Origin of the sequence: Escherichia sp. KTE114, assembly GCF_000407765.1 — a bacterium.
GTDB classification, from domain to species: domain Bacteria; phylum Pseudomonadota; class Gammaproteobacteria; order Enterobacterales; family Enterobacteriaceae; genus Escherichia; species Escherichia ruysiae.
On the sequence record NZ_KE136622.1, the window covers coordinates 29248 to 53884 of the forward strand.

General features: G+C 46.9%; 28 protein-coding genes and 1 pseudogene. 28 read left to right on the forward strand and 1 reads right to left on the reverse strand.

The features are described from left to right. Positions 1-613: 613 nt before the first annotated feature. The 19 genes from WC5_RS26065 (at position 614) to WC5_RS21225 (ending at position 16088) form a co-directional block, all read left to right on the forward strand. Positions 614-877 (forward strand): ash family protein, encoded by a 264-nt coding sequence (locus tag WC5_RS26065; RefSeq protein WP_001324596.1) that lies wholly within the window; start codon positions 614-616, stop codon positions 875-877. Next, entirely contained in the window at positions 795-1082 is a 288-nt protein-coding gene (locus WC5_RS21305; protein ID WP_000074849.1) for a helix-turn-helix transcriptional regulator, read from the forward strand. The genes WC5_RS26065 and WC5_RS21305 overlap by 83 nt, the downstream gene beginning before the upstream one ends. A 441-nt stretch (positions 1083-1523) precedes the next feature. After that, positions 1524-2057, forward strand: coding sequence for a transcription termination/antitermination NusG family protein (locus WC5_RS21300; protein WP_001306770.1), 534 nt, complete (start codon positions 1524-1526; stop codon positions 2055-2057). 252 nt (positions 2058-2309) lie between these two features. Further along, complete coding sequence (locus WC5_RS21295; RefSeq protein ID WP_000213859.1) at positions 2310-2993, forward strand: conjugal transfer protein TraC; 684 nt, start codon at positions 2310-2312, stop codon at positions 2991-2993. Positions 2994-3165: 172 nt separating this feature from the next. Then, positions 3166-3717: a hypothetical protein gene (locus WC5_RS21290; RefSeq protein WP_000744644.1), complete on the forward strand. Its 552-nt coding sequence runs from the start codon at positions 3166-3168 to the stop codon at positions 3715-3717. A gap of 161 nt (positions 3718-3878) precedes the next feature. Beyond that, positions 3879-4133 (forward strand): PilI type IV pilus biogenesis protein, encoded by a 255-nt coding sequence (locus tag WC5_RS21285; RefSeq protein WP_001136187.1) that lies wholly within the window; start codon positions 3879-3881, stop codon positions 4131-4133. A 166-nt stretch (positions 4134-4299) separates the two neighbouring features. Next, a complete protein-coding gene (locus tag WC5_RS21280) occupies positions 4300-4596 on the forward strand; it encodes a hypothetical protein (RefSeq protein WP_000494780.1) in 297 nt (98 codons plus the stop codon). Then, positions 4593-5186: a hypothetical protein gene (locus tag WC5_RS25970; RefSeq protein ID WP_001324593.1), complete on the forward strand. Its 594-nt coding sequence runs from the start codon at positions 4593-4595 to the stop codon at positions 5184-5186. The genes WC5_RS21280 and WC5_RS25970 overlap by 4 nt, the downstream gene beginning before the upstream one ends. Positions 5187-5219: 33 nt before the next feature. Further along, positions 5220-6287: a type IV pilus biogenesis lipoprotein PilL gene (gene pilL / locus WC5_RS21275; RefSeq protein ID WP_001302629.1), complete on the forward strand. Its 1068-nt coding sequence runs from the start codon at positions 5220-5222 to the stop codon at positions 6285-6287. After that, positions 6287-6724 (forward strand): type IV pilus biogenesis protein PilM, encoded by a 438-nt coding sequence (gene pilM, locus WC5_RS21270; protein WP_000539807.1) that lies wholly within the window; start codon positions 6287-6289, stop codon positions 6722-6724. The genes pilL and pilM overlap by 1 nt, the downstream gene beginning before the upstream one ends. Positions 6725-6737: 13 nt before the next feature. Continuing rightward, positions 6738-8420 (forward strand): PilN family type IVB pilus formation outer membrane protein, encoded by a 1683-nt coding sequence (gene pilN / locus WC5_RS21265; RefSeq protein ID WP_000748143.1) that lies wholly within the window; start codon positions 6738-6740, stop codon positions 8418-8420. Next, a complete protein-coding gene (pilO2, locus tag WC5_RS21260) occupies positions 8413-9708 on the forward strand; it encodes a type 4b pilus protein PilO2 (RefSeq protein WP_000752775.1) in 1296 nt (431 codons plus the stop codon). The genes pilN and pilO2 overlap by 8 nt, the downstream gene beginning before the upstream one ends. After that, positions 9695-10147 (forward strand): type IV pilus biogenesis protein PilP, encoded by a 453-nt coding sequence (gene pilP / locus WC5_RS21255; RefSeq protein WP_001247870.1) that lies wholly within the window; start codon positions 9695-9697, stop codon positions 10145-10147. The genes pilO2 and pilP overlap by 14 nt, the downstream gene beginning before the upstream one ends. A gap of 10 nt (positions 10148-10157) precedes the next feature. Beyond that, on the forward strand, positions 10158-11711 hold the full coding sequence (locus WC5_RS21250; protein WP_001492932.1) for a GspE/PulE family protein: 1554 nt from the start codon (positions 10158-10160) through the stop codon (positions 11709-11711). Positions 11712-11723: 12 nt separating this feature from the next. Then, positions 11724-12821: a type II secretion system F family protein gene (locus tag WC5_RS21245; protein WP_001492931.1), complete on the forward strand. Its 1098-nt coding sequence runs from the start codon at positions 11724-11726 to the stop codon at positions 12819-12821. Between the two features lie 17 nt (positions 12822-12838). Further along, positions 12839-13453, forward strand: coding sequence for a type 4 pilus major pilin (locus WC5_RS21240; RefSeq protein WP_001542527.1), 615 nt, complete (start codon positions 12839-12841; stop codon positions 13451-13453). A 9-nt stretch (positions 13454-13462) separates the two neighbouring features. After that, entirely contained in the window at positions 13463-14023 is a 561-nt protein-coding gene (locus tag WC5_RS21235; RefSeq protein ID WP_000014116.1) for a lytic transglycosylase domain-containing protein, read from the forward strand. After that, positions 14008-14664 (forward strand): prepilin peptidase, encoded by a 657-nt coding sequence (locus WC5_RS21230; RefSeq protein ID WP_016231298.1) that lies wholly within the window; start codon positions 14008-14010, stop codon positions 14662-14664. The genes WC5_RS21235 and WC5_RS21230 overlap by 16 nt, the downstream gene beginning before the upstream one ends. Beyond that, on the forward strand, positions 14664-16088 hold the full coding sequence (locus WC5_RS21225) for a shufflon system plasmid conjugative transfer pilus tip adhesin PilV (protein WP_001389385.1): 1425 nt from the start codon (positions 14664-14666) through the stop codon (positions 16086-16088). The genes WC5_RS21230 and WC5_RS21225 overlap by 1 nt, the downstream gene beginning before the upstream one ends. Here WC5_RS21225 and WC5_RS25975 read toward each other — a convergent pair. Then, positions 16085-16309: pseudogene (locus tag WC5_RS25975) on the reverse strand (hypothetical protein); the annotation flags it as partial. The gene WC5_RS21225 and the pseudogene WC5_RS25975 overlap by 4 nt on opposite strands. 550 nt (positions 16310-16859) lie before the next feature. Here WC5_RS25975 and WC5_RS21220 point away from each other — a divergent pair. The 9 genes from WC5_RS21220 to WC5_RS21185 all read left to right on the forward strand — a co-directional run bounded on the left by WC5_RS21220 (position 16860) and on the right by WC5_RS21185 (position 24586). Next, positions 16860-18014, forward strand: a complete 1155-nt coding sequence (locus WC5_RS21220; RefSeq protein ID WP_001139958.1) for a tyrosine-type recombinase/integrase — start codon at positions 16860-16862, stop codon at positions 18012-18014. 150 nt (positions 18015-18164) lie between these two features. Beyond that, the gene (traE, locus tag WC5_RS21215; protein ID WP_001238938.1) at positions 18165-18989 is read left to right on the forward strand and encodes a conjugal transfer protein TraE; all 825 of its coding nucleotides are present in this window, start codon (positions 18165-18167) and stop codon (positions 18987-18989) included. 84 nt (positions 18990-19073) lie between these two features. Next, positions 19074-20276 carry a conjugal transfer protein TraF gene (locus WC5_RS21210; RefSeq protein WP_000976353.1) on the forward strand — a complete coding sequence of 401 codons (1203 nt, stop codon included), beginning with the start codon at positions 19074-19076 and terminating at the stop codon, positions 20274-20276. A 59-nt stretch (positions 20277-20335) separates the two neighbouring features. Next, positions 20336-20920 carry a histidine phosphatase family protein gene (locus tag WC5_RS21205; RefSeq protein WP_016231299.1) on the forward strand — a complete coding sequence of 195 codons (585 nt, stop codon included), beginning with the start codon at positions 20336-20338 and terminating at the stop codon, positions 20918-20920. Positions 20921-21314: 394 nt separating this feature from the next. After that, complete coding sequence (traH, locus tag WC5_RS21200) at positions 21315-21773, forward strand: IncI1-type conjugal transfer lipoprotein TraH (RefSeq protein WP_001079808.1); 459 nt, start codon at positions 21315-21317, stop codon at positions 21771-21773. Next, on the forward strand, positions 21770-22588 hold the full coding sequence (traI, locus tag WC5_RS21195) for an IncI1-type conjugal transfer lipoprotein TraI (protein ID WP_000646097.1): 819 nt from the start codon (positions 21770-21772) through the stop codon (positions 22586-22588). Before traH ends, traI begins: the two co-directional genes overlap by 4 nt. Beyond that, on the forward strand, positions 22585-23733 hold the full coding sequence (gene traJ, locus WC5_RS21190; protein ID WP_001024972.1) for a plasmid transfer ATPase TraJ: 1149 nt from the start codon (positions 22585-22587) through the stop codon (positions 23731-23733). The genes traI and traJ overlap by 4 nt, the downstream gene beginning before the upstream one ends. Continuing rightward, positions 23730-24020, forward strand: a complete 291-nt coding sequence (locus WC5_RS23125; protein WP_001299214.1) for a hypothetical protein — start codon at positions 23730-23732, stop codon at positions 24018-24020. The genes traJ and WC5_RS23125 overlap by 4 nt, the downstream gene beginning before the upstream one ends. Positions 24021-24034: 14 nt before the next feature. Continuing rightward, positions 24035-24586: a phospholipase D family nuclease gene (locus WC5_RS21185; RefSeq protein WP_000014583.1), complete on the forward strand. Its 552-nt coding sequence runs from the start codon at positions 24035-24037 to the stop codon at positions 24584-24586. The last annotated feature ends 51 nt before the right edge of the window (positions 24587-24637 follow it).

Consider the following 24637-nt stretch of genomic DNA (forward strand, 5'->3'; position numbering starts at 1 on the left):
CAGTGCCTCCTCACTGATACCTCTAATAAGTTAATCTTGACCTGCGTCAAAAAAATAAAATCTATTTTTAAAAGCAGATTTTTCTGCTTTAGATCTTTCTTTTGGATTAAAAGATCGACTTTTGTCCTACTCACGATCATTTATCTTACAACCGATCTACCTAACAGAATAATATTCTGTTTTAATGCAATTAAACGATCTAAATAACCTTTAAAAAATCATTTTGTAGATCATTCGATCGTAAATAGAATAATTCTTAGATGATAAAACCATTTGTTACACAACCCGCCAATTGTGTAACAACAGCCTCTACAAGAGCATATTTGTTCATATGTTCGTCAGAACTGCGGATTGTCTGGACGAGGGTCAGACACCGTTTCGTGCATATGGACCAGCATGTTCGAACGCCACAAAGCAGAAGCATCATGCCTGGATCGCTTCGGCGCGGAGCGTTAAGTTTTGACGCTTTTTTGTATGTTTTTTAAGCTGTTAGTTGACTCGGTGCGTTATACTAAGTACCCTTTACTGGTCACAGGCAAAACTGTGATCGGGCGTAGGAACCCGCGTAGTCATCGTCGGCGCAGAAGTTAATTTCTTCATTTGGCGTCGTTTTTTGCCATACCATAAAGACAGGAACTTGTATTTCTTGTCGTCATCTATGGTAGCTCAGGCGGGGCAGGCATTAGCCTGGCCGGTTTCCGATGACGCCGGTATTCCTACCCCCGTCTGGGCTATCACCAATGAGCGTAGGAACTCGGTGATAGCGTTTTTAGTTGTCATCGGAGACCTTTGCTATGTCACCTCAACTGATACAGAAACTCCCGGCCATCACTCTGTTGGAAGGCATGTTTCCCGAGCTATCAACAAACCAGCTTAAAGTCTGCGTTTTTTACGCAATGGGTGTTCCTTACGACGCCATTGCTCAGAACTGTCGGCTTTCTCCCGAAACGGTACGAACCTACCTGAAGCGAAGCCTGAAGAATTTAAATCTGGAAGGATATGATGCACTTCGCTCTGCTGTGCTGATGCGAACTTTCGTTTTCATGATTAGCAATACAGCTAAAGAAAACGAAAAAATGTGAACAGGTGTCCCCATTAAAGGGGACACTTTCATGGAAATTGCATTTTGCACTTTACAGGCGATCCCAAATTGATAAACATAAACACCAAGCACAAGTTACTTTAATAAAGCAAATCACTTCAGACGGTGTCCCAGTTATTTGTATCTGGCTCATGCCCGATATATGGCGATCTTACTCTGAACTGACGTGCTGATGTTTTATTTCGCGTATCACAATACTGTGCCACTGTATTGCTGATATTAGTGCTTAGCCGTTCTTTATCTGTGAGTTCGCCAAATCACCGATACAGAACGTACTAGAGTCTGCTGGTTATATGCCTGTCAGAACTGCAGTTTATCCAGATATGGGCTGGACACTGCTTCAGACATATGATTTAGCATATTCGCCTGACATCGCAAAATCGTCCATCATGGATCGGTTTTGCGCGGAGCGTTGAACTTCGTGAATATAGAACACCTGAATAACCGGAACTGGTATCTTGCGCAATATAATACAGCCGGCAAAAACAGAGAATCTTTATTCTCATGGCTGAATGAGCAAAACGTCGTACCATGGACTCCATTAATAACAAGAAAGATAAGACGGGCAGACTCCAGGCGCTGTTACCGTGAAAGAATATTCGCTATTTTTCCAGGGTACTTTTTTATTCTGGCTAATTTTGACATTCAACCAGTATCGGCATTACGTCGCCATAGCGCCTTCATTGATTTCGTGAAGTTTGGCGGTGAAATAAAACCCGTCAATAAAGATATTGTTGATGGATTAATGAAGATTTACCCGGACCCTGTGCTAAATCCGGGAGCCAGGGAAGAGCTGAATGCGGCTTCCAGCATATGGCTGACAAAAGCACAATATCAGTATCTCCTCAGAATGGAAAATACTCTCCAGCCTGAGTCGAGGATATCCCTGCTCCTGGAACTGGTATCAAATGCCGAACATCACGGCTTTATGGAGCGCCTTGTAAACATCCCATAGCCAGTATTTCCCGGCCTTCGGGCCGGGCTTTTTTCAATTCAGAGAATATTCTGGAGTGAAGCCTGCACGAAGCCATCCCCACCATGGACTCCCCCTGTCTTTTGATGGAATCGTGTATTTCTTAATGGCGAAAGAAATAAAAGGCTTCACCCCAGAGTATTGATTCGTTTTATCAAAGGCCGGCCCGTGCCATCACGTGTGGCGGAGAGAGCGGATACCGGTCTTCTTTTCATCTCACAGTAGGACATTCGCATGACCACGACAGAACATCCCGTGCGCCAGTTGCTCTGGTGTGCACTGAATGCCCTGAAAACGGCACAGGAAAACCACAATATAACCAGTGAAACCGGATTACGGCATTACCTGCTTGAATGGCTTTCTGGTGCCAGCAGACATCCTGAATTCCGTAGTCTCCCTGGCGAAATCATGGCGTTAAAAGCATTGACCGAAAAAGATCGCAATATTCCCATCATCGGAACGCTGAATACGCTCTTTCTCAGCTCTGCCACTGTCGGGGAATGTCCGTTGTTTCGTTTTCGGGCTGCACTGGGTAAATTACAGAAAGCAGGCTGGCGCACATATGTCTGCCCATGGCCTGAGAGGGTGTTCAATGAATCCATTGAACGGGCCTGTTCCGGGAAACGTCATCTGCTACAACTAAGTCGCACCGAAGAGTGTTTTCTACCGACAGGCGATATGAGGGCACCAGTTACGTTGCAGCTGATCACTCCACTACACCGCAAAACTATGCAGCTTCTGGAAACGGCAGAGTTAATATTCTCCGACGAAGGATTTCAGGTGGTGAGAGGATACGAACATCAATTCGGGATCGAACGCAGAGAAACCCTCTTTCACACCCTATTTATCGGGCTGCCCAGCCTGCCAGAAGATGTCTGGGGTGCAACACAGGAGCAGACGACTATCACATTACACTGAGGATGTGTAATCCCCGGCATACCCCGTTTCCAGTCTTCGCAGCCTGTACCGCCCTTCCTGCCGTTTCCGACATTCTTTCTGTCACTACTCGCTTGTGCCATTTTTTCGCAAGCGGCCCCCATCGACATGACGGTGCGAGTCTTTCTTTTTACCCTGAGAGGAAATTAACAGCATGAAAAAACAACCACTACTCTGGATGACGATAGCCGCCGCACTGCTGTCCGGCTGCACAGGCCACAGGGAACATCACCCGCAGGTGACATTCACGGTCGATACCGTGCGAACAGACACAACGGCCAGCAACCCAATCTGCCTGGCGGAAAAATACGGAAGCCTTCTTAATGAGCGCCATCCGGACCTGTTTGCCGGTGCTCAGGGGAGTATTTCACGCAGTGCATTTTTTAATGACAGCCTGACGCTGACACCTGAAACGCTCCACGGGATGATACAGAATACGCCCTGTGTTGAATCACTGGTAACGTCCGTAGGTCCGGATACCTTCACTGCAGATGTCTCTCCCGGTGTCAGAATGCAGGTATCACCGGATATTCACGGTGCGCCCGGAAATATCACTCTGCGACTCTCGACCACAGACCAGAAACGAAAACAGACTGTTGAACAAAGCATTTCTCTCAGACCGGAACAGTCCCTTGTCGTGAATGGATTCACCGGAGACGGAGCTGGCGAAAAGCGCGTCGTTCTCATCACACCTCACGTGCGTTAATTCCCAACACAACCCGTTTCCCGTCTTCGCAGCCTGTACCGCCCTTCCTGCCGTTTCCGACATTCTTTCTGTCACTACTCGCTTGTGCCGTTTTTTCGCAACCGGTACGTGCAGTTATGACGGTACAGCTGCTTCTTTTCCCGTTCCGGAAGGAGTCTTTGATGCCACAGCAACATCCCGGACGACTGCAAATACTGGTCGTCGACGCACACTGCAAACGCAGGCTGTTTTCAACGAAAACACCGACAGACCCCGATGAGCTTGCCCGACGTTTCTGCACGCCGGATAACTGTCTCGTGGTGGTACTACGCGACAACCGATTTCTGTTCCGACTGGAGCGTGCTCCCGGCAGCCACTGCCGCTGGCACAAGGGCAGCAGCTCCCGCCATCAGCATCTACAGGACTGGCTGTCGTAAACACAACAAAAACAAAAGACCTCGTCAAAACAGGTGGGGGCCGTGTTCTTTTTAGTTAAATTAACCATCGCGATTGCGATTGTCTGTGTACACCTTTTAACGATTTTAATTTAGCCGTTTGTTGCCATCTTTATTACCTCTCTCCCTTTTATCATGGAGATTAACGATGTTTACCATGTTCTTTCTAGTTAAATTAACCATCGCGATTGTGATTGTCTGTGGAATCCTTTCTCCGATTTTAGTTTCACCACATAACAAACTGTCCACACTTTTTTGGAAGATACCAAACGCGTTCTGGATTTTCCTGATTTGCATATACTTTGCAATCGCCATGGCGGTGTTAATAGAAAGCAGTGAACAGACACGCATCCGCCGCCAACAATATTTCCAACAGTACGAAGTGCCAAATGAGACACATAAAAATGTGGTGATAGAAAACAGTATTAAAAGTCAACTAATATGAAAAATAATAACGTACCATTATATCTATGGTTGCTTTGGTGTACGCTTTGTCTGTACATCACTACCCCATGGCAATACTTACGTTATCCATACACTGACAACTTATCATTGCCTTATATGTTATATTTCTGTGTGGTGGTTGTGATTTGCATTTTCCCACTACTTTTCAGATGTGTACTTCTTATTGTAAGGTCTGCATCTAAATACGACTTCACATTCTTTGTGAAGAAGAAAAAGGGAAGCAAGAAATCAACTATACATCTTAGCCCCTATGCTGACACACGTTGCCCGAAGTCAATGAGGAAACACTGGGATGTATTGCTTTCTCTGATATCAAAAGCAATTAATAATGATGAAATCATTGTCATGCATTCACATCTCTTTACTCCAGCAAGAATAAATAAACTTATAAAGAGACTGGAATCTTATGATTTGAGTTTTTCAGTTATTACATACCCACGGAAAACAAGTCTGTACGAAAAATTATCAATTCCTTTTATATATCTCTTATTTCAGTGGTCTTTCCCGCATTTGCATTCGGACGGAATGACAGTCGTCATTCGTCCTCTCCAGCCGCCTCACACCAATTAACAAACACGTATATACGAACACGGAGTCTCCGTTATGAAAAAAAACTGTCTGACACTTATACTGCCGTCATTATTGTCCGGCTGTGCCGGAATTTCCGGCAGCAATAACGTGGCACCATCAGATACGCCTGCTCTGGTTTTTGTTGACGGACAAATCAGTGAAAGTGCTGGCGTTCTGGCACTTACGCAACAACGTCTTTCTCCACCTAAAATAACTCCCCCCCCGAGAGTCAGCGTGCCAGAGACAGTAAAAACAGCACAGCCTGTTAGCGAATCCCGACCGTTACCTTCACCAACAATAAGTCAGAATTTCTCCCGGTTAATCATTACAGGCAAGCCTGGTAGCGCCCCTGTAACACTATCGCCGACGGCCCGTAACCGGACCGTCAGTCAGTGGATAAAAACATTACTACCGGAAGGATGGAAATTCAGACAAGAGAATGCAGCCACGCCCAAGCTGAATACCAAACTGGTTTCATGGTCTGCCAATGATCAGTGGACCCGTTCTCTGAACCGGTTGCTGGAAGAACAACACCTCTGGGGCCATCTGGACTGGAATAATAAAACGTTGACCGTCACAACATCAGCTGCTGCACCGGCACAGGACACGGCAACCACTATCTCGCCAGCAGCCATGGTAACCACATCCACTTACCCTGAATCTCCAACGACAGCAAATAGCCAAAACAAACCACGAAATCCATTCAGGGGAAACAGCGTATCTTCGTCAACGCCCGCCGCCACCCCGACTCCAACCGGCTCCACAGTCAAGTCTATCCCGCTCATGACCGGAACGCCTGTTAAACCGGTATCTCAGGGTAAAGAGTGGCGTGCGCCGGCAGGCACCACATTAAGAGAGAACATTATCAAGTGGGCAGAAGAAACAAAATGCGAAAGCATGGCATCAACGCACTGGATGGTCATATGGCCACTTTCTGTAACCGATTACCGTCTGGATGCGCCTTTAATGTTCCGGGGATCATTTGAATCAGCCATGGAGCAGGTATTTGAGTTATATCGGACTGCGCAAAAACCTTTATACGCACAGGCTTCTCGCATGCAGTGCATCATTACAGTTTCTGATACAAGGGATGGTCGCTAATGGGATGGCTGGTCATGGCCGTCGGCCTGACCATTCTGATTATCACTGGTAGCTACCAGAATCAGAAGATGTCTGAAACCACAAACGCCCAGCAATATGCAAGTGCGTCTGTATGGGCAAGTCAGATACTAATGATTGCTAACAGAATCAATGATATCAGATACGTATCAGGCCAGCAGGACGGAGTAATTTCCTCAGATAAACTGGCTCTCCCTGTCACTCCGGACTCCCGAATTAAACATCAGTTACAACAGGGGCGTCTGTGGGTATGGATGCCTGAACAACCAGGTCTTGTTGAAACTTTGCGTTCAAAAAGTCGTGGTTCTGCACTAATAGGGATCTTCCAAAACGGGCAACTCACCTGGCTATCAGGAACTGCAACCGGTCTGACACCCCCGGCAGGCATTACTGCTGGTTCTGTCGTCTACGTTAACTAATCTGGATATATTCATGAAAAAATCACACCAGCGTTCAATGAAGCTGGCGGTGCTCCCCTGCATGATCGCCGTCGCTCTTTCCATCTCCGGATGTACTTTCAGCGAAATCAACAAAATGCAGAAAAAAGCACAGGAAGACTCAGCACATGCACGGGAAAAGGTATCAGCCCTTTCGGCCCGTAAATCGCAGGCTCTTACCTGGCTCGATAATCAATGGATAAACCCTGTTCCGGTCGCTCAGGTATCAAGAGAGAAAAAACAAACAGCTCCGGCCTGCTACATCACGCAGGCAAGAAAAGGAGAGATCACTCTGCAGGAACTGGGGCAACGTATTACTGCCGTATGCGGCATCCCTGTGATCATCACGCCTGACGCAGCCAATTCAACTCTTGAAGGAGGCGCTACCCGCCAGATGACAGGAACACTACCAGCACCAGATGAAAATGGGCGTCTACCGTTAAGCAGCCTGGGCAGCACAACAATGACTACCTCCACTCAGCCATTAACGCTGAATAACCTCATGTGGCAGGGAGATATCAATGGTCTTCTGGATCTGATGGCCAGCCGGAGTGGTCTGTACTGGCGCATGGATAATGGTCGGATTGTATTCTATCTGACTGAAACCAGAACGTATCCACTTCATATGCTGAACACCAAAACCAGCAGCAGTTCCAGTGTCAGCTCTGGCTCAACAAGCACAATGGGGGCAACAGGAGGCCAGGATAACTCAGCATCCGGTGATGCAACGTCCTCTCAGAGCACAACCGTTGGTCAGGAATACGATCTGTATGAAGACATCCGGAAAACTATTGAAGCAATGCTGACACCAGAAAAAGGCCGTTACTGGTTATCTGCATCGAGCTCAACGCTGACTGTCACTGATACTCCAGCTGTCCAGGAAGCCGTCGCACGATATGTGGACGAACAAAACAGTATTATGAACCGCCAGGTAGCCCTGAACGTACAGGTTCTGAGCGTCAGCAATACCAGAAACGAACAGTTCGGTCTGGACTGGAACCTTGTTTATAAATCGCTACATTCCGCCGGAGCAACGTTGAACAATGCAAGCGGAGATTTTACAGGCGCTACATCTGCAGGCGTATCAATTCTGGATACGGCAACAGGGAATGCCGCCAAATTCAGCGGTTCCAGTCTTCTGATTAAAGCGCTGAGTGAACAGGGCGATGTCAGTGTTGTGACTTCACAAGAAAGCACTGTCACAAACCTGACGCCGGTACCTATCCAGATGGCAGATCAGACGGTTTACGTCGCCCAGTCAGCAACAACAACGACTACGGATGTAGGAGCAACAACAACATTAACGCCGGGCATGATCACCACCGGATTCAATATGACCCTGCTGCCTTTAATTCAGAAAACGGGCAATCTCCAGTTGCAGATGAATTTTAATCTGTCAGATCCCCCAACAATCCGTAGCTTTACGTCAAAAGACGGAAACAGTTACATCGAAATGCCGTATACCAAACTGCGTTCACTGAGCCAGAAGGTCAATCTGAAAGAAGGGCAATCACTTGTCGTTACTGGTTTCGATCAGAACAATACGACGACAAGTAAAGCCGGTACGTTTACGCCAGCAAATCCATTATTTGGTGGTTCACAAACCGGGAAAAATGAACGCAGCACGCTTGTAATCATCATTACCCCGACTTTCCCGTCAGGAGGCAACAATGGCTGATGAAGATATCAACCCGGTTGTGCTTCTCGCAGATCCTAAAGTAAATCATCGCGTGTGGGCAGCCTGTCTTAAATGGAGTCCTGTCGTAAAAAAACAGCGAGTCCCTTCTCATCAGAAACACAAGCCCCATGTAAAATCCAGACGGCTTACCACTCTGAAAGTGACTGTAGGCAGCAGAGGTTCCCGTGGGAAGAACAGCCGCATTACCGGCACAGGAATACTGGCCAGGCCGGAGCGCAATCATTATTTTTCCCTTGCTCTGGCTTTCTGCTCATGGGTGAGAAATGGATACGGCGTCTTCCGGTACAGCGATAAGGAGCTTTTATTCCTTGCCTCCATTAATGGCCAGCCTGCCGTTATGGCTGATCTGTCAGGAAATGATGCTGATGTTGCTCAAAAGGTCAGTCTTTTTCTGACGATGAACGAAGAGCCCCCCGAAAAATGGCAGGTCGTATCTCCTCTGGAACATCCTGATAACTGGGAAAGTATTATTACCCGGTTATCATCAGCAGATCTCCGCCGTTGCAAACTTACTGTCGGCAATCGCAGCAAATTCACACTGCCTGCCGTACTGTTTTTAGTAGCAGCCGGCGCAGGCACTGTATTCTGGATGACTCAGCCAGAGCCGGATGTCGTACCGACGCCCGAGGAGATAGCTGCTCGGGCAAGATTGCAGTTTAAAAAGCCCGATCCACCGCCAGAACTCCCGCATCCATGGGCATCACAACCTGTAATCAGTGATTTTCTGAAAGCCTGCGCGGACCTTCGAAAACCGTCACCGGTCGCACTGGAAGGCTGGAAACTTACCGGCGGAACATGTACTCCTGAGACATTCACACTGATTTACGAACGACAGCCTGGAGGAACCATTGAGGGTTTTCTGGCAAGAAGTAAAGAAATCTTTGGTGTTATTCCTGACTTTAACCTTAAAGATGGTGCACGCCAGGTTTCTGTAACCCGTCCACTGCCGTCCCTGCCCGGCAGGGATGAGGCTGTCCCGGCCCCCTCAGAACAACTGATGCGGGTGTTCACGTGGTTTCAGAAAAAACAGTTAACACCGGCCATTAATGAAATAGCCATACCGGAGCCATTACCAGGCAACGATGGTGAACCAGCCCCTGTTCAGAAATGGAAAGAATATCAGTTCAGTTTATCAACTCCTGTAAATCCTGATGAGTTTTTCCCTTTACTTCAGGATACCGGCGTCCGTCTGAGCAATATCCATTTTGAATTAAACGGCGGTACTTTCAGTTATTCCTCAGAAGGTCATATATATGCGTCCAAGTAAATTACTCATTATTCCTTCCATATTTTTCTTCTCTGGTTTTTCATTTGCCACAACACAACCTCTTGTCACAATAGGAGAACTTGAAGCACAACAAAACCGGAATATTCTTTTACAGGCAAAAGTTCAGGGTGCACAGTTACAGAAACAACTTGAAGAATCAGATGTTACTTCATCATCTGAAACTGTTTCAGGTTTCTCTGGTGTGACCGCCCCCTTGCCATCAGTTTCAGAGCAAACGGCACCGAAAAACAGAAAAGAATTGCCCATCATTATGGAAATAAACGGCAAAGATAAACGTCTTCATGCCGTTCTTCGCATGGCTGATGGACGTCAGACAAGCGTCACCACTGGCAGCCAACTTCCAGGTACATCCGTCACGGTGAAGTCGATCTCATTGTCTGGCGTCACGTTAAGTGATGGCACTACCCTTACTTTCTGAGTAACGTGATATGGATAAATATAATCTGAAGGATGCTCTCCTTTTTATATCCCGGGGAGACACCCATGAAATTCTTATAGAAACAAACCAGCGGACAAGGCCTGACGTACAAAGTAATCTCCAGGAACTGCTAAAATTATATCCGGGTATCAACCCAAAAGTAGTCTCGTTGTCGGAGTTACAGGAAGCAGGTCAGGATGAAAAAAACAGAGGCCCGAAAGAACGAATTATTCATCTGAAAGATCTTGCTGATGTCAGTGAAAGTGAGAAGAAAGTTCTATCTTATTTTGAAACGGCCAGAAAACTTGGTGCTTCAGATATTCATTTTTTAATTTCTGAGTCTATTTTCAAAGTTCGCATGAGAATATTCGGTGAACTGCAGACTGTAGATGAAGATCAACCAGCACTGGGCTATTCACTTTGCGCAACAGCCATTCTGTCAATGGCTGATGTCACTGAAACCAGTTTCTTCCCTCAAAGGGAACAGGATGCGCGCCTGTCCCCACAATTAATGCGAAAAATAGGAATATTTGGTGCACGCTACAGTCACAGACCTACGGGAGACGGTCTGATTGCAGTTATGCGCCTGATACCCGATGACGGAGATAAAGTTCCCACGTTTAAACAACTGGGCTTTATCCCGGAACAAATCCGGTTGCTGAACATAATGCTGCGCCGCCCGGAAGGAAAAATAGTCCTGTCAGGTCCAACCGGTTCCGGTAAATCGACAACGTTACGCAGCGCCTGCCGTGTATATCTTGACGATAATCAGGGGCGACACCTGCTAACAATCGAAGATCCGCTGGAAGGACAGATACTGGGAGCAACACAGACTCCGATTATCTGCGACAAATCCGACGAAGATGCCGTCAAACTGGCATGGAGTCGGGCTATTTCATCGGCAATGCGACTTGACCCTGATGCCATCATGGAAGGGGAAATGCGCGATCTTATCTCGATGATGTCAACCACCTACGCGGCACAGACCGGGCACATAGTTCTGACGACATTACATACAAACTCAGCTCTGGGTATACCGGAGCGAATGATTACGATGGGTATGAATGCCGATCTTATTTGCGATGCGCAATTACTGATTGGGATGATCAGCCAGCGCCTTGTACCAACTCTGTGTCCCTCCTGCCGTATTCCATGGGAAACGCGAGCACCTGAACTTAGAGACGACGAGCGTGATTACCTTGAGCGGCACTGCAATAAAGATTCACTCTGCAGTACAGATAATATCTGGTTCCGAAATCCTCACGGATGCTCTGAATGTAATCACGACGTAATCATTAACGGCAGAAAGCGCGGTGAAATAGGTAAAGGCCTCACCGGCAGGACTGTAATTGCTGAGGTGATAGAACCTGATAACCGCTTATTTCAGATTCTGAAAACACGCGGCAAAGTTGCAGCACGTAAATACTGGCTGGAAAACATGAAAGGCATCAGTCGTGTAGAGCATCTTCTTCGCCGTATCAATGAAGGTCTGGTAGACCCTCTTGAAGCCGACAGAATCATCCCTCTGGACGAAGACGAGCGCCTCAGCATCGATGATGTCTAACAGGAGAACAACATGCGTGAAATGAATTTCAGTCAACGGCTGAGGCGTTTCATTGTCAGAAAAACGTTCAGCGCCCCCTACAGGGTGCAGTTTTACGAAGCCCTGCGTTTTCTGCTGGAAAATAAACAGCCATTAAAGACCGCACTGGAACAGATGCGGGATGCCTGGACAGACTTTGGACGAAAATGGCATCCCTTTGCTGAACTGGCCACAGACTGCATTGAGTCTCTTCGTGAAAACAGTGGCGAAAACTCTCTGGAATATACTCTTAGTTTATGGGTTCCTCAGGAAGAGGCCGCAGTAATCAGCGCCGGGATAAGAAGTGGTTCAATTGTGGATGCACTGCAATTCGCCACCACTCTTACAGATGCAAAAGAACAAATCCATCAGGCTATATGGCAAATGGCTATTTATCCGGTGGGATTGTTAATCATGATGACGGGGACATTATATGTTCTGAATACACAGCTAATACCTGAACTGAGCAAAATAAGCTCCCCCGATTCATGGAGTGGTGCTCTTGGTTTTCTTTATGGATTATCTGTTTTTGTCGATAATTACGGCGCTATATGTGCCGTTCTTTTTGCAGTGATCACAGGTTTAATATCATGGTCTCTGCCAAACTGGAAAAGCCCTGACAGTGTTCGTACTTTTGCCGACAAGATAATGCCATGGAGTATTTATCAGGATATACAGGGAGCAACATTTCTCCTGAATATGGCTGCACTTCTGAAAGCCAAAATGACGACGCTCAACTCACTAAACATTCTTCAGGAGTTTGCATCACCATGGTTAAGCACACGTCTTGACAGCATTATTTACCGCGTCCGCCAGGGGGATCATCTTGGACTGGCTTTGCGTCAGTGCGGTTATCAGTTCCCATCTAGGGAAGCAGCCAACTTCCTGTCTTTATTACAGGGAGATGGCGCAACAGAGCTAATCAGCAATTATGGTCAACGATGGCTTAGTCAAACACTTCAACGTGTAAAGAAACGGGCAAACGTGATTCGTTTAATTATGCTGATATTTCTTGTCATGTCTCTCATGTTACTGGTTTTTGCCATTATGGATATTCAGTCTATTAGTGACAACAGCATGGGTAACTTTTAAACAAAACGAGGATATTTATGTTAGTAGAAAATATTAATGCCACTTTAACTGGAAATAATAAGAAGAATGAGCCTCATGATAAAGGATGGGGAATTTTGGAGCAGGGAACAATAGCGCTCGTTGTTCTTTTTGTTATAGTCGTTGTCCTGGGTAGTTTGTATGCGTTACGTACAAGAACCAATGTGGCAACTGAAACCGCAAATATACAAACAATTATCACAAGTGCCCAGAGCCTGCTAAAAGGTAGCGATGGATATACATTTACCAGCAGTGCCAAAATGACAGGTGCCCTCATTCAGATGGGGGCCGTTCCCTCTGGGATGACAGTACAGGGCGACAAAACATCTGGTACAGCAACGCTCTATAACGCATGGGGCGGTGCTGTAACTGTTGCCCCGGCTTCAACATCAGGGTTCAACAACGGTTTTACCGTTACCTATGATAAAGTCCCACAGGATGCCTGTATCCAGATTGCCACACGGATCAGTAAAACTGGTTTAACTAACGGCATTACCCTGAACAGTACTGCTCACAGTGATGGAAAAGTCACTACTGAAGAAGCCAGTACGCAATGCAAGGCAGATAATGGCAGCACTGGTACAAACAAACTTATCTTCACCATCAATGGTTAAGGAGTTTTAATGTCAGGGGGTACAGTACCCCTCAGACTTATTTCATTAATCCTGCTTTTTTCTCTTATTCCACCCGCCCGAGCTTCATACGTAGCCCCCAAACAGATCTGGACCAACAAGTGGGACAATTGCTTTGCCGCTGCCGGCGCGCGCTATCAAATTGAACCATTATTATTGAAGGCTATTTCTGCCGGGGAATCTTCGTTGAGGCCGGGCGCAATTAATATAAATAAGGACAAAAAAACAGGTAAAGCCAGTAGCACGGATTATGGGTTGATGCAAATAAACTCAACCCATATTCCAAAGCTGATAAATATGGGCGTAATAAAAAAGTCTGAGGATTTAATCACCAAACCATGCCTTAATATCCATATAGGAAGCTGGATACTGGCAAGACATTTTCAGATATGTGGCGTCAGCTGGAATTGCCTTGGGTCATACAATGCCGGATTCCGTAAGGACAGACATGAAACAAGAGAGCAATATGCCAATAAAATATGGAGAATTTATCGTGACATGAAAGGGATATGTCTTCCCGGACAGGGAGGCAGGCAATGCAGACAATCGTAGGCATAAGTCTATCCCCTATTTATATACTGCCATTGATGTTCACATTTTCCATTATTGGACGAACTCTGCTATTCAGAGTTCGTTATTTTTTATCTGATACGGGACATCTCTGGTATAAGACACACCCTGCTGTTCTGTCAGGAATATGGCTATACAGTATAGCTGTGGCGTTAATTATTTTATCATCATCACCACTGCTCTACCGTATTCATGCTGTCCTTATTCTTTCGTTCATACTGCAAATGGCGGTAACGGATGCACTGACAGGTTTATTACCAGGAACATTCACCCGGCGTTTTTTAATTGCAGGAATGCTATCACAAATCACGACTGATATATGGTGGTTCCGTACAACAGAATTTGCCACTGCTGCAATTGTCTTATTCTGCCTTCATAAATTAGTTAACCGCCATCGTCTTAATATTGGCACTGGAGACCTGTGGCTTATTGCAGGTATTACCGCATGGTCAGGGTTATATAACGCCATATGGTGTGTGTTGCTGGGCACAGGAGGATTTGTCTTATGGCATTCAACATGGTGCATAAAAGGGCATAAAGAAGGCCCTCTGGGTCCATGGCTATGTTTTGGCCATGTCCTTTTGCTGCTGGATAATCTTTATCAACCACTATGGGTAATCTGATGAAAAAATATGACCGAGGCTGGGCATCGCTGGAAACTGGCGCGGCTTTACTGATTGTTATGCTCCTGATTGCCTGGGGAGCGGGCATATGGCAGGACTATATTCAAACAAAAGGATGGCAAACTGAAGCACGTCTTGTCAGCAACTGGACCAGTGCGGCCCGCTCTTATATAGGGAAAAACTACACGACTCTCCAGGGCAGTAGTACCACAACAACTCCTGCCGTTATCACGACAACCATGCTGAAAAATACCGGCTTTTTGTCCAGCGGGTTTACTGAGACAAACAGCGAGGGGCAGCGGTTACAGGCATATGTGGTTCGAAACGCCCAAAACCCGGAATTACTACAGGCAATGGTTGTATCCAGTGGTGGCACACCTTATCCAGTGAAAGCACTTATCCAGATGGCTAAGGATATTACCACTGGTCTTGGTGGATATATCCAGGACGGCAAAACAGCCACAGGTGCATTACGTTCCTGGTCAGTAGCTTTAAGTAATTATGGTGCCAAAAGCGGTAACGGGCATATTGCCGTATTGTTATCGACAGATGAACTTAGTGGTGCAGCTGAGGACACTGATCGTCTTTACAGATTCCAGGTCAATGGTCGCCCTGACTTAAACAAAATGCACACGGCCATTGATATGGGATCAAATAACCTGAATAACGTTGGGGCAGTAAATGCCCAGACAGGTAATTTCAGCGGCAATGTGAATGGTGTAAATGGCACTTTCAGCGGTCAGGTAAAAGGCAATAGCGGAAACTTTGACGTAAATGTCACCGCTGGCGGTGATATCAGAAGTAATAATGGTTGGTTAATTACTCGTAACAGTAAAGGCTGGCTCAATGAAACTCACGGTGGCGGATTTTATATGTCCGATGGATCATGGGTTCGAAGTGTAAACAACAAGGGCATCTATACCGGCGGTCAGGTGAAAGGCGGTACTGTTCGGGCTGATGGTCGCCTTTATACTGGTGAATACTTACAACTGGAAAGAACTGCCGTTGCTGGCGCATCATGTTCGCCTAACGGCCTTGTAGGCCGCGATAATACAGGGGCAATACTTTCGTGCCAATCCGGTACGTGGAAGACTTCTGGTTCGCTCAATGGTTCTTACACAAACTTAGGTTCACATAGAGGTTCATTCTCAGGGCGGAATTCAGGGGGCAGTACATTGTTTATTTATGCATCTGGAGGTAATGGAGGATCTGCCGGAGGTGCATGTGCAAATACATCCCGACTGCAGGGATATGTTGGTGGGACGCTAATTAGCGTGAATGCCAGCAATAACCCTGCATATGGAAAAACAGCCTTTATCAGCTTTGCTGTACCTGCAGGTACTTCCTATCAGATAACATCCTATCCAACAGAAAATACATCATGTGGTGCCGGGGTATTTTCAGTATTTGGATATCAAACTTAATTGAGCGTTACACACGACGCAATACAACCTGTCTTATGCTCGTATTTGTACCATTTGCGTGAACCTGCTGGGCTCTCAACTACCTGGCAGTAGTGGGCATCCTCTGCGTTGCCCATTCTGGCAATGGCACAGAAGTCGAATTGCCCCAGATAACCTGTGGTGGAAAGCTGAGTAACTTTGAGTTTTCCACCTATTGTCCCCCACGTACCGGATTGGCACGTAGGCCAGTGCCAATCCGGTCGGTGGTCAGGGGGTAATAAAATTAATTACTCAGCATGTAATTGGTACAAATCATCCGTAGCAATGAATCACTTTATCGGCGGTAAGAGTGGTGGTTCGATCTATTACAAGCCGATTCAATGTCCGACTGGATACATTATGACTGGAACACGCATGTACGGTATTGGTGATGGTGTTGATGAGGAACATGTCGATGCCTACTGTTGCCCCTTTAATTAAGCTCCAGCACCAGGAAGATTGAGGCATGTGACTGATATGGTCCCACCAGACTCATAATTTCCCCAAGCATAATTACTCACATACCAAACGTTGTTTTGGTCGGAATATACCTGTTGAAAACCACCAAAGGGTGAGCCATTCAGGTAAGTCCATGAGCAATATGCATGGACCCCGAGCCTTAAATTACGAGTGTTTTTAGCTATGTTGTAGGTCTGCGTTGTGAATTGAATTTTAGGAGCGCCCCAGGTACCGGATTGGCACGCTTGCAGAGAATGATTGTTGGCATTATTTTTTGCCTCTTTTGAGGTTAGCATGCCGTCTCCACGCATCCGTAAAATGTCCCTGTCACGCGCACTGGATAAGTACCTGAAAACAGTTTCTGTTCACAAGAAAGGGCATCAACAGGAGTTTTACCGGAGCAATGTTATCAAACGATATCCCATTGCCCTTCGGAATATGGACGAAATAACAACCGTTGATATTGCTACATACAGAGACGTTCGTTTAGCAGAAATCAACCCCCGAACGGGTAAACCCATTACAGGTAATACTGTACGTCTTGAACTCGCCCTTCTGTCATCTCTGTTCAATATTGCTCGTGTTGAATGGGGAACCTGTCGTACTAACCCGGTTGAACTGGTTCGCAAGCCGAAAGTATCCTCGGGACGAGATCGCCGGCTAACGTCTTCAGAAGAACGTCGCCTTTCTCGCTATTTCCGCGAAAAAAATCTGATGTTGTATGTCATTTTCCATCTTGCCCTTGAGACAGCCATGCGGCAGGGCGAAATACTGGCCTTACGTTGGGAGCACATTGATTTGCGCCACGGTGTGGCTCATTTACCTGAAACCAAAAACGGTCACTCACGGGATGTTCCTCTGTCCAGACGTGCCCGTAACTTTCTTCAGATGATGCCCGTTAATCTCCACGGCAATGTTTTTGATTACACCGCATCCGGCTTTAAAAATGCCTGGAGAATAGCCACACAACGACTTCGCATCGAGGACCTGCATTTTCACGATCTACGGCATGAAGCAATAAGCCGCTTCTTCGAACTGGGTAGCCTGAATGTAATGGAGATTGCTGCAATATCAGGACATCGTTCCATGAATATGCTGAAACGGTATACTCATCTTCGTGCATGGCAACTGGTCAGTAAACTTGATGCCCGCCGGCGGCAGACACAAAAAGTGGCAGCATGGTTTGTGCCGTATCCTGCCCATATCACGACCATCAATGAAGAAAATGGGCAGAAAGCGCATCGTATTGAGATCGGTGATTTTGATAACCTTCACGTCACTGCCACAACGAAAGAGGAAGCAGTTCACCGCGCCAGTGAGGTTTTGTTGCGTACACTGGCCATTGCAGCACAGAAAGGCGAACGTGTCCCATCTCCCGGAGCGTTACCTGTTAACGACCCTGACTACATTATGATTTGCCCTCTGAACCCGGGCAGCACCCCGCTGTAAACATCATTCAAAACACATACAGAAAGGCGAGTTGCAACAACTCGCCAAACACATTCGATCTGCATGATCGAAATTATTCGTTTCACCAGAAAAAACACCGAAGATACAATAACCACATGAGCTGAAAAGACTTTTTCAGTCGGAGGAACAATGAGACTGAATACGACCGGTATTGCGGCCCGAATGATGCTCTCGCTGGACAAAAAAGCAATCGGCGAAAAACTCATCAACGGTCGTCAGATAAACCCGACACCTCTGCAGGTCCGTTACCCCCAAGGGGTAAGAGAAGTTCTGGGGATAATGAGCGAACAATTAGCCATATCCACCGCTGATTTAACCCGAATCCTGCTTGAGGATGCTCTTCATAATATGTTTATGCCTGCGGATAACACCACAGGAAACATAATAAGCAGAATTGAATACATCATGCTGTCGCATGATATAAATGCGCCATTACTGGCAACATTGCTGTCGCCATGGAATATCCGCTCCACGGTTATACAGGACCCGGCCAGACTTGCAGACTATCTTTCAGCTGACGCTCTCGAACATCTTGCTGAATGTTTTAATCTCAATCCGGACTGGCTGAATGGCCATGAAAACTATCCGATAGCGTTGTCCGGTGAATGGCCAGATACTGCTGATAATTTCAGAATGCTTATTAGTGATAGCAGCAACACTGAAGTTATTTTCTGGCATAGTTTCCCCTTCGCAGGAAACACGAAAAGAGAATATTGCGGGGTAATATTGAGACAGAAAAAAGAAATAAATGGCTCTATAATATATCCGGCACTATCATTATCACCAACACTTCTGAACGATGAAAAAAGAAAATGGTTAACTGAATATACAACCAGGCAGAATACAACAATGTCTTTGCGACGCGTCACGTTGAGACCTGGCCTTGCCGGGAACCTTATTACAGGGCAAATACTACCTGTTAGCTTATTTAATACGTCTTTATTACCCTGGTAAATACCAGATAGTACCAAAGTAAAAATTACGGCACATCCGTGTCATAGCGTTGTTTTGTCTAAATTCTGATAAACAGGAAATTAAATGATGAAGAAAAATCATATTACCCGCACCATCATTGCATCTGCTGTATTATTTTCCTTTAACGCTGCAGCAGCGACGTCATATTTTGAAGCGCGTAACGATGCAATGGGTGGTACCGGGGTAGCATCTTCCCATTATGGTGTGGCACCTCTGGCAAACCCGGCTTTACTGACAAAGCACAACAGCAATGATGATTTCAGCCTTCTTCTGCCGTCTGTTGGGGCACAAGTTGCTGATCCTGATGATGTATCAAATAAAGCTGATGATGTTAAAGATGACTGGGATTTGTTTGACAGTGCTGTAGATAACCAGCATGGCGTACAACAGGCAGCGGCAAATCTTAAACATCGTCTGCAGGAATTCCGCAATATCAATGCAGATGCTCAGGTAGGTGTATCAGCTGTAGCAGCCATGGCAAATGACACTCTGCCGTTTGCCCTTATGGTCAAGTCTTACGGAACTGTCAGCGTAAACGGAAAAGTAAACGATGCAGACCTGGATTATCTGGACAAAGTTGCCAATGGAACAATTACCGACGTCGATAAGAATGCCCTGACCTCACGCGCATTCGGGCGTGCAGCTGTAATTACCGACGTCGGAATTTCATTTGCCAAAGAACTGGAAACGGCCGGACAAAAATGGTCTCTTGGCGTCACACCAAAATATCAGCGTGTGGACCTGTTTAACTACAACGTAACGGTTCGTGATTACGACAAAGACGATTTTGACGGTGACAAGTACCACAACACGAAAAACGGATTCAACGCCGATATTGGTGCTTATACAGACCTGAATGACAACTGGACTGTCGGTCTTGTTGCCCAGAACATCATTCCACGCAGTATTGATACTAAAGTCGTCAATGGCTTTAAAGAAACCTTCAAAGTTCGTCCGCAGGCAACCGCCGGTGTATCCTGGCATAATGACCTGTTTACCACTGCTCTTGACGTTGATCTGACTCCTGCCAGTGGCTTCACTTCTGACAGCAAACGTCAGTTTGCAAGTGTTGGTGCTGAATTTAACGCATGGAAATGGGCGCAATTGCGTGCCGGTTATCGTCAGAACATGGCATCAAACTCCGGAAGCGCCTTCACCGCTGGCGTTGGTATCTCTCCATTTGACGTCGTACATATCGATGTTTCCGGCCTGGTAGGAACTGACCACGATTACGGTGCAATGGCACAACTTCAGTTCACTTTCTGATTACTGTCCCCGCCCCCGGCACTAAACCCGGGGGTATTTTTATATTCAGTTTAAATAACATGATGAAACCACGTTCTTCTTATTCAAAAACAGCATTCATTCTTTTATTTTCTGTTTTCCTGGTAGCGGCAGTGACAAAAGCAAAAAGCTCGCTTCCCGATATCACCCTGGAACAGGCAAAAGAAATTAATGCTGATAACACCGTTATTTTCCTTTTCCGCCATGGAGAACGTTGCGACCGTTCAGATATGCCATGCTATTCGGATAAAAGCGGAATCACTATTACCGGTACAGAGAAAGCACAGCAGGAAGGTATTAAGTTCGCAACAATCTTCAGTGAATATGATATTTACTCCAGCAATGCGGTAAGAACCATACAAACTGCAAAATTCTTCTCCGGTAAAGAACCCGTCGTTATGGACAGTTTATCAGACTGCAATAATGATTTTTATAAGACGCTTGAATCAATCGCAAGAGAATCTCATAAAAGGAACATAGTAATAATGACACATAATCATTGTTTATCATTTCTGGCCAGAGATAGGCTCGGCAAGAAATTCAAACCGGCGTACCTTGATGCCCTGATCATGCATTACGATGGTACCCGGCTCATACTTGACGGAAAATACAACAAAGAGGCATAGAGGATATTTGAATTTACATAAATTCTGATATACTCAGTAAGATACAAGAGTGTACGGGCACATGTGCCTGTCTGAATTGCAGGTTATCCGGACGAGGGCCGGGAACTGTTTCAGGGACAAGCGCCGGTACGTTCGATTCATAAATCGTCGAGTCATCCATCATGGATCGATTCGGCGCGGAGCGTTAAAGATTACGCTCATATTCGTTTTATGTCTGACGACACATCAACCAGCCAGTATCAGGAATAATCATCTTCAGTAAACTATGAGGCTATTTACCTGGCCACACTGGCATTTATTTCCGGTAACGCAAGTATAGCCGGAAACAAACATCATCCTGTCTGTACCGGAGCACCGGTATATACCATTCTGATTTAACTGCTCAGGAATTATTATGAACCGTATTATACCTGCGGGGTGTCTTGCCGCCCTTTTTCTGGCTGGCTGCAACTCCCCTTCTCAGCATACTCCTGTTCCGCGTAACTACGGTGCTGCCTCTGATGTGGCGGTTACCCGGCACACTCAGTACACATTATGGGACAAAGGTGTGTTTTCCGGCCAACTTCCGGTTTCAACGGGGTCTCATCTTCTGACAGCTAACAGCGATCGCCTTTCCTTTGACTGGGAAGGTGATGCAATTGAATTACTGAACGAACTGGCCAGAGTCAGGGGGATGCAGTTTAACTACAATGGTGTCCGCCTGCCGTTACCAGTCAACCTTCACGTCCGGGATATGACGTTTTCCAATACGTTGAGACTTATTGAAGCCCAGACAGCCTGGAGAGCAACAATCCATCAATATCCGGGCTTGTTACAGGTCAGCTTCATGCAGCCGGAGAACCGGAAAAAATGAAAGCACTCACCTCTCTCATTTTGCCAGTAATACTGCTTACTGGTTGTTCTTCTTCCCCTACCATCTCGCCAGGTGGTGTCAATACGCCACCACCTGACATTAATGCATGGCTTAAACCACGAAGTGAAAAGCCGGATAGTCTGTCAGAAACACGCTGGAAAATGCTGACCGACGCAGGTAAAACGCTTGGATTTCGTGGTGGCAAGGCTCAGCGTTCATGGGAGCTAATTCAGGCACTCAACGCCCGGGAAAGCACACTTAATGCCTTATACGATTTCCGGCCACTGATTAGCCCGGAAGGCTGGCTACCACCGGTTATTGATGAAGCACAGGACGTAGCTCATATCACGCCAGATCAAATCCGGACCTCTTCCCGGGTCTGGACCATCATTCGCCCTGAACGCTTTGTCAGCAATCCACCGGGCTGGCGTGACTGGCTTCTCCGGGGGCTTTCAACAACAGCCACTCCGGGTACAGAAGGCAGCGTCGTTCCAGAAGACAGCGTGCAACGAAAAGTGTGGGAAACCGCATTACGGCAGGGATGGCAGGAAGGAAGACAAAACGCCGACCTGACGCTTGAAGCCAACCAGAAAACCCTCACCCGTGATTACCGGGGCATGATGCTGTACTCACTTCTCTGGCGTCAGGGCATGATCACCCGTCCGGATGTTTCTGATCAAATGCAAACCGTTACAGGTGACGGGAAAAAACTGGTTACTGGAGATCGTGTTCGTCGCCTTAAAAATCATGCGGAATTCAATCTTCAGAAATCTCACTGGCGTCCGCTTATAGGCACTGAAGGAGGCTCCCGATGAATATTCCTGATGAGTTTGGTCTTTTTCCGTTTCAGCGTTTCACTGCAGATGAACTACGGCATTTCTTTGTCTGGTGTGCCGCACATAAAGTCAGTGATGTGGATCTGACCGGCGGGTCACCTGTATCTGTCAGTCGCTTTGGCCGACGGGTGCGTTGTTCCAGTGCAACGTTACCAACCACACTCATGTCCTCCCTGATTGATGAACTGTTCGGTCGGGAAGTCATTCCCCGCGTTCTGGCAGGCAATCCGGTTGACAGGACGATACAGATTAACGGGGATGCATCCGGGCGCTATGGTCTTAAACGCGGAGAACGCATCCGGTTACGCTCTCACCTCATTCAGGGCACATCTGGTGCGGAGGAGAAAGCAATCTCAATAACCATGCGTGTCATCCCGACAGAAATACCGGACATTCTCTCCATGAACATTGAACCAGACCTGCTTGAAGCAATGGTCTGCAAAAGCGGTCTGGGATTTGTATGTGGTGAAACCGGGTCAGGAAAATCAACGCTGTGTTCAGCACTGTACCGTTACATTATGGACAATTTCCCCGACGCCAAAATCGTGACATATGAAGACCCGGTGGAATATATCCTGGGAAATGAAAACGATCTGCTCCCACCGCATCAGGCAGAAATCGGGCGTGATGTGGTCAGTTTTGCTGCCGGACTGCGTTCTGCTGTACGACGTAATCCCGAAATTATCGGTGTTGGTGAGATCAGGGATAACGAAACCGCCGACGCAGCGGTACAGGCAGGCAACACCGGGCATTACTGCCTGAGCACCATGCATACGAAATCTCCTGGTGAAACGCTGGCACGTCTTCTTGGGCTGTTTCCCCCTGTCATCAGGGATTCGATGGCCTGGGCTGTCCTGTCACTGTTGCAGTTCATTCTGGTTCAGGTTCTGGTCAGAACAAATGACGGTGGTCGTAAAGCCGTCCGGGAATATATCGTCATTAACGATGAGCTTCGCGACAATCTTTCCGGAATGCCGCATGCAGAGTGGGGGCATCACATTGATGCCATAATCCGGCAGGAGAAGCGCCGTATCCGGGACCAGATTCTGGAAATGTATATCCGGAATGAAGTTGACCGAAGAGAAGCGATTCTTTTTATCCCGCCAGGGGAGTTACGGTCATGAAAAGAGAAGGTTTCTGGCGATATGCAACACCGCCAGTCAACATCCAGGGCGTACCTCTGCCGTTCACCATGATTTATCTGTTTATATGCCCCTTTCCCTCCAAAACAACCTTCTGGATTTGCACCGGCATCATTTTATTTTTCGTTATTCTCGACCGTTCAGGCTGGACTGTCAGGACTATCTGTACACGCATTTTCAGCATTCTGAGAGGGGCCATCGCCTCCGGTCGTCCATGGTGGTATCGCCACCATACGGAATCACCACGAGACTGGACTGGCCTCGATTAAATTCTGGAGTCTTTATGTCAGGTAAAAAAACTATCGTTACTCTGCTCCGGGTATCGCTACTGGCATGCCCGTTACTGTTCACGACACCATCGTTTGCAATGATCGACACGCCATCCGTGAAGGTCGGCTTTTCTCCTGAAGGAAGCGCATCCGCTCTGGTGCTTGACACAATCAACAGTGCGGAAAGCTCCATCAGGATGATGGCATATTCCTTCACCGACCCGGATGTAATGCATGCGCTGGCAAAAGCGAAAAAACGCGGAGTGGACGTCCGTATTGTTGTTGATGACAAGGGGAATACGAACCGGGCAAGTCAGGAAGCGATGAAATATATCAACCTGCTGGACATTCCTCTCCGGACTGTAGATGCCTTCCCCATCCATCACGACAAAGTCATCATTGTTGACGGAAACACGGTTGAAACTGGCTCCTATAACTTCTCTCGTGCTGCTGCACGCAAGAATTCAGAGAATGTCGTTGTGCTCAAGAATATGCCGGATGTAGCCGCACAATATCTTGAACACTGGCAGGATCGCTGGAATAAGGGTACAGACTGGAAACCCTGACAAACATTTCTCCCCCGATTTTCTATCCCCCCAGCCACCCCCGGCTTCCGG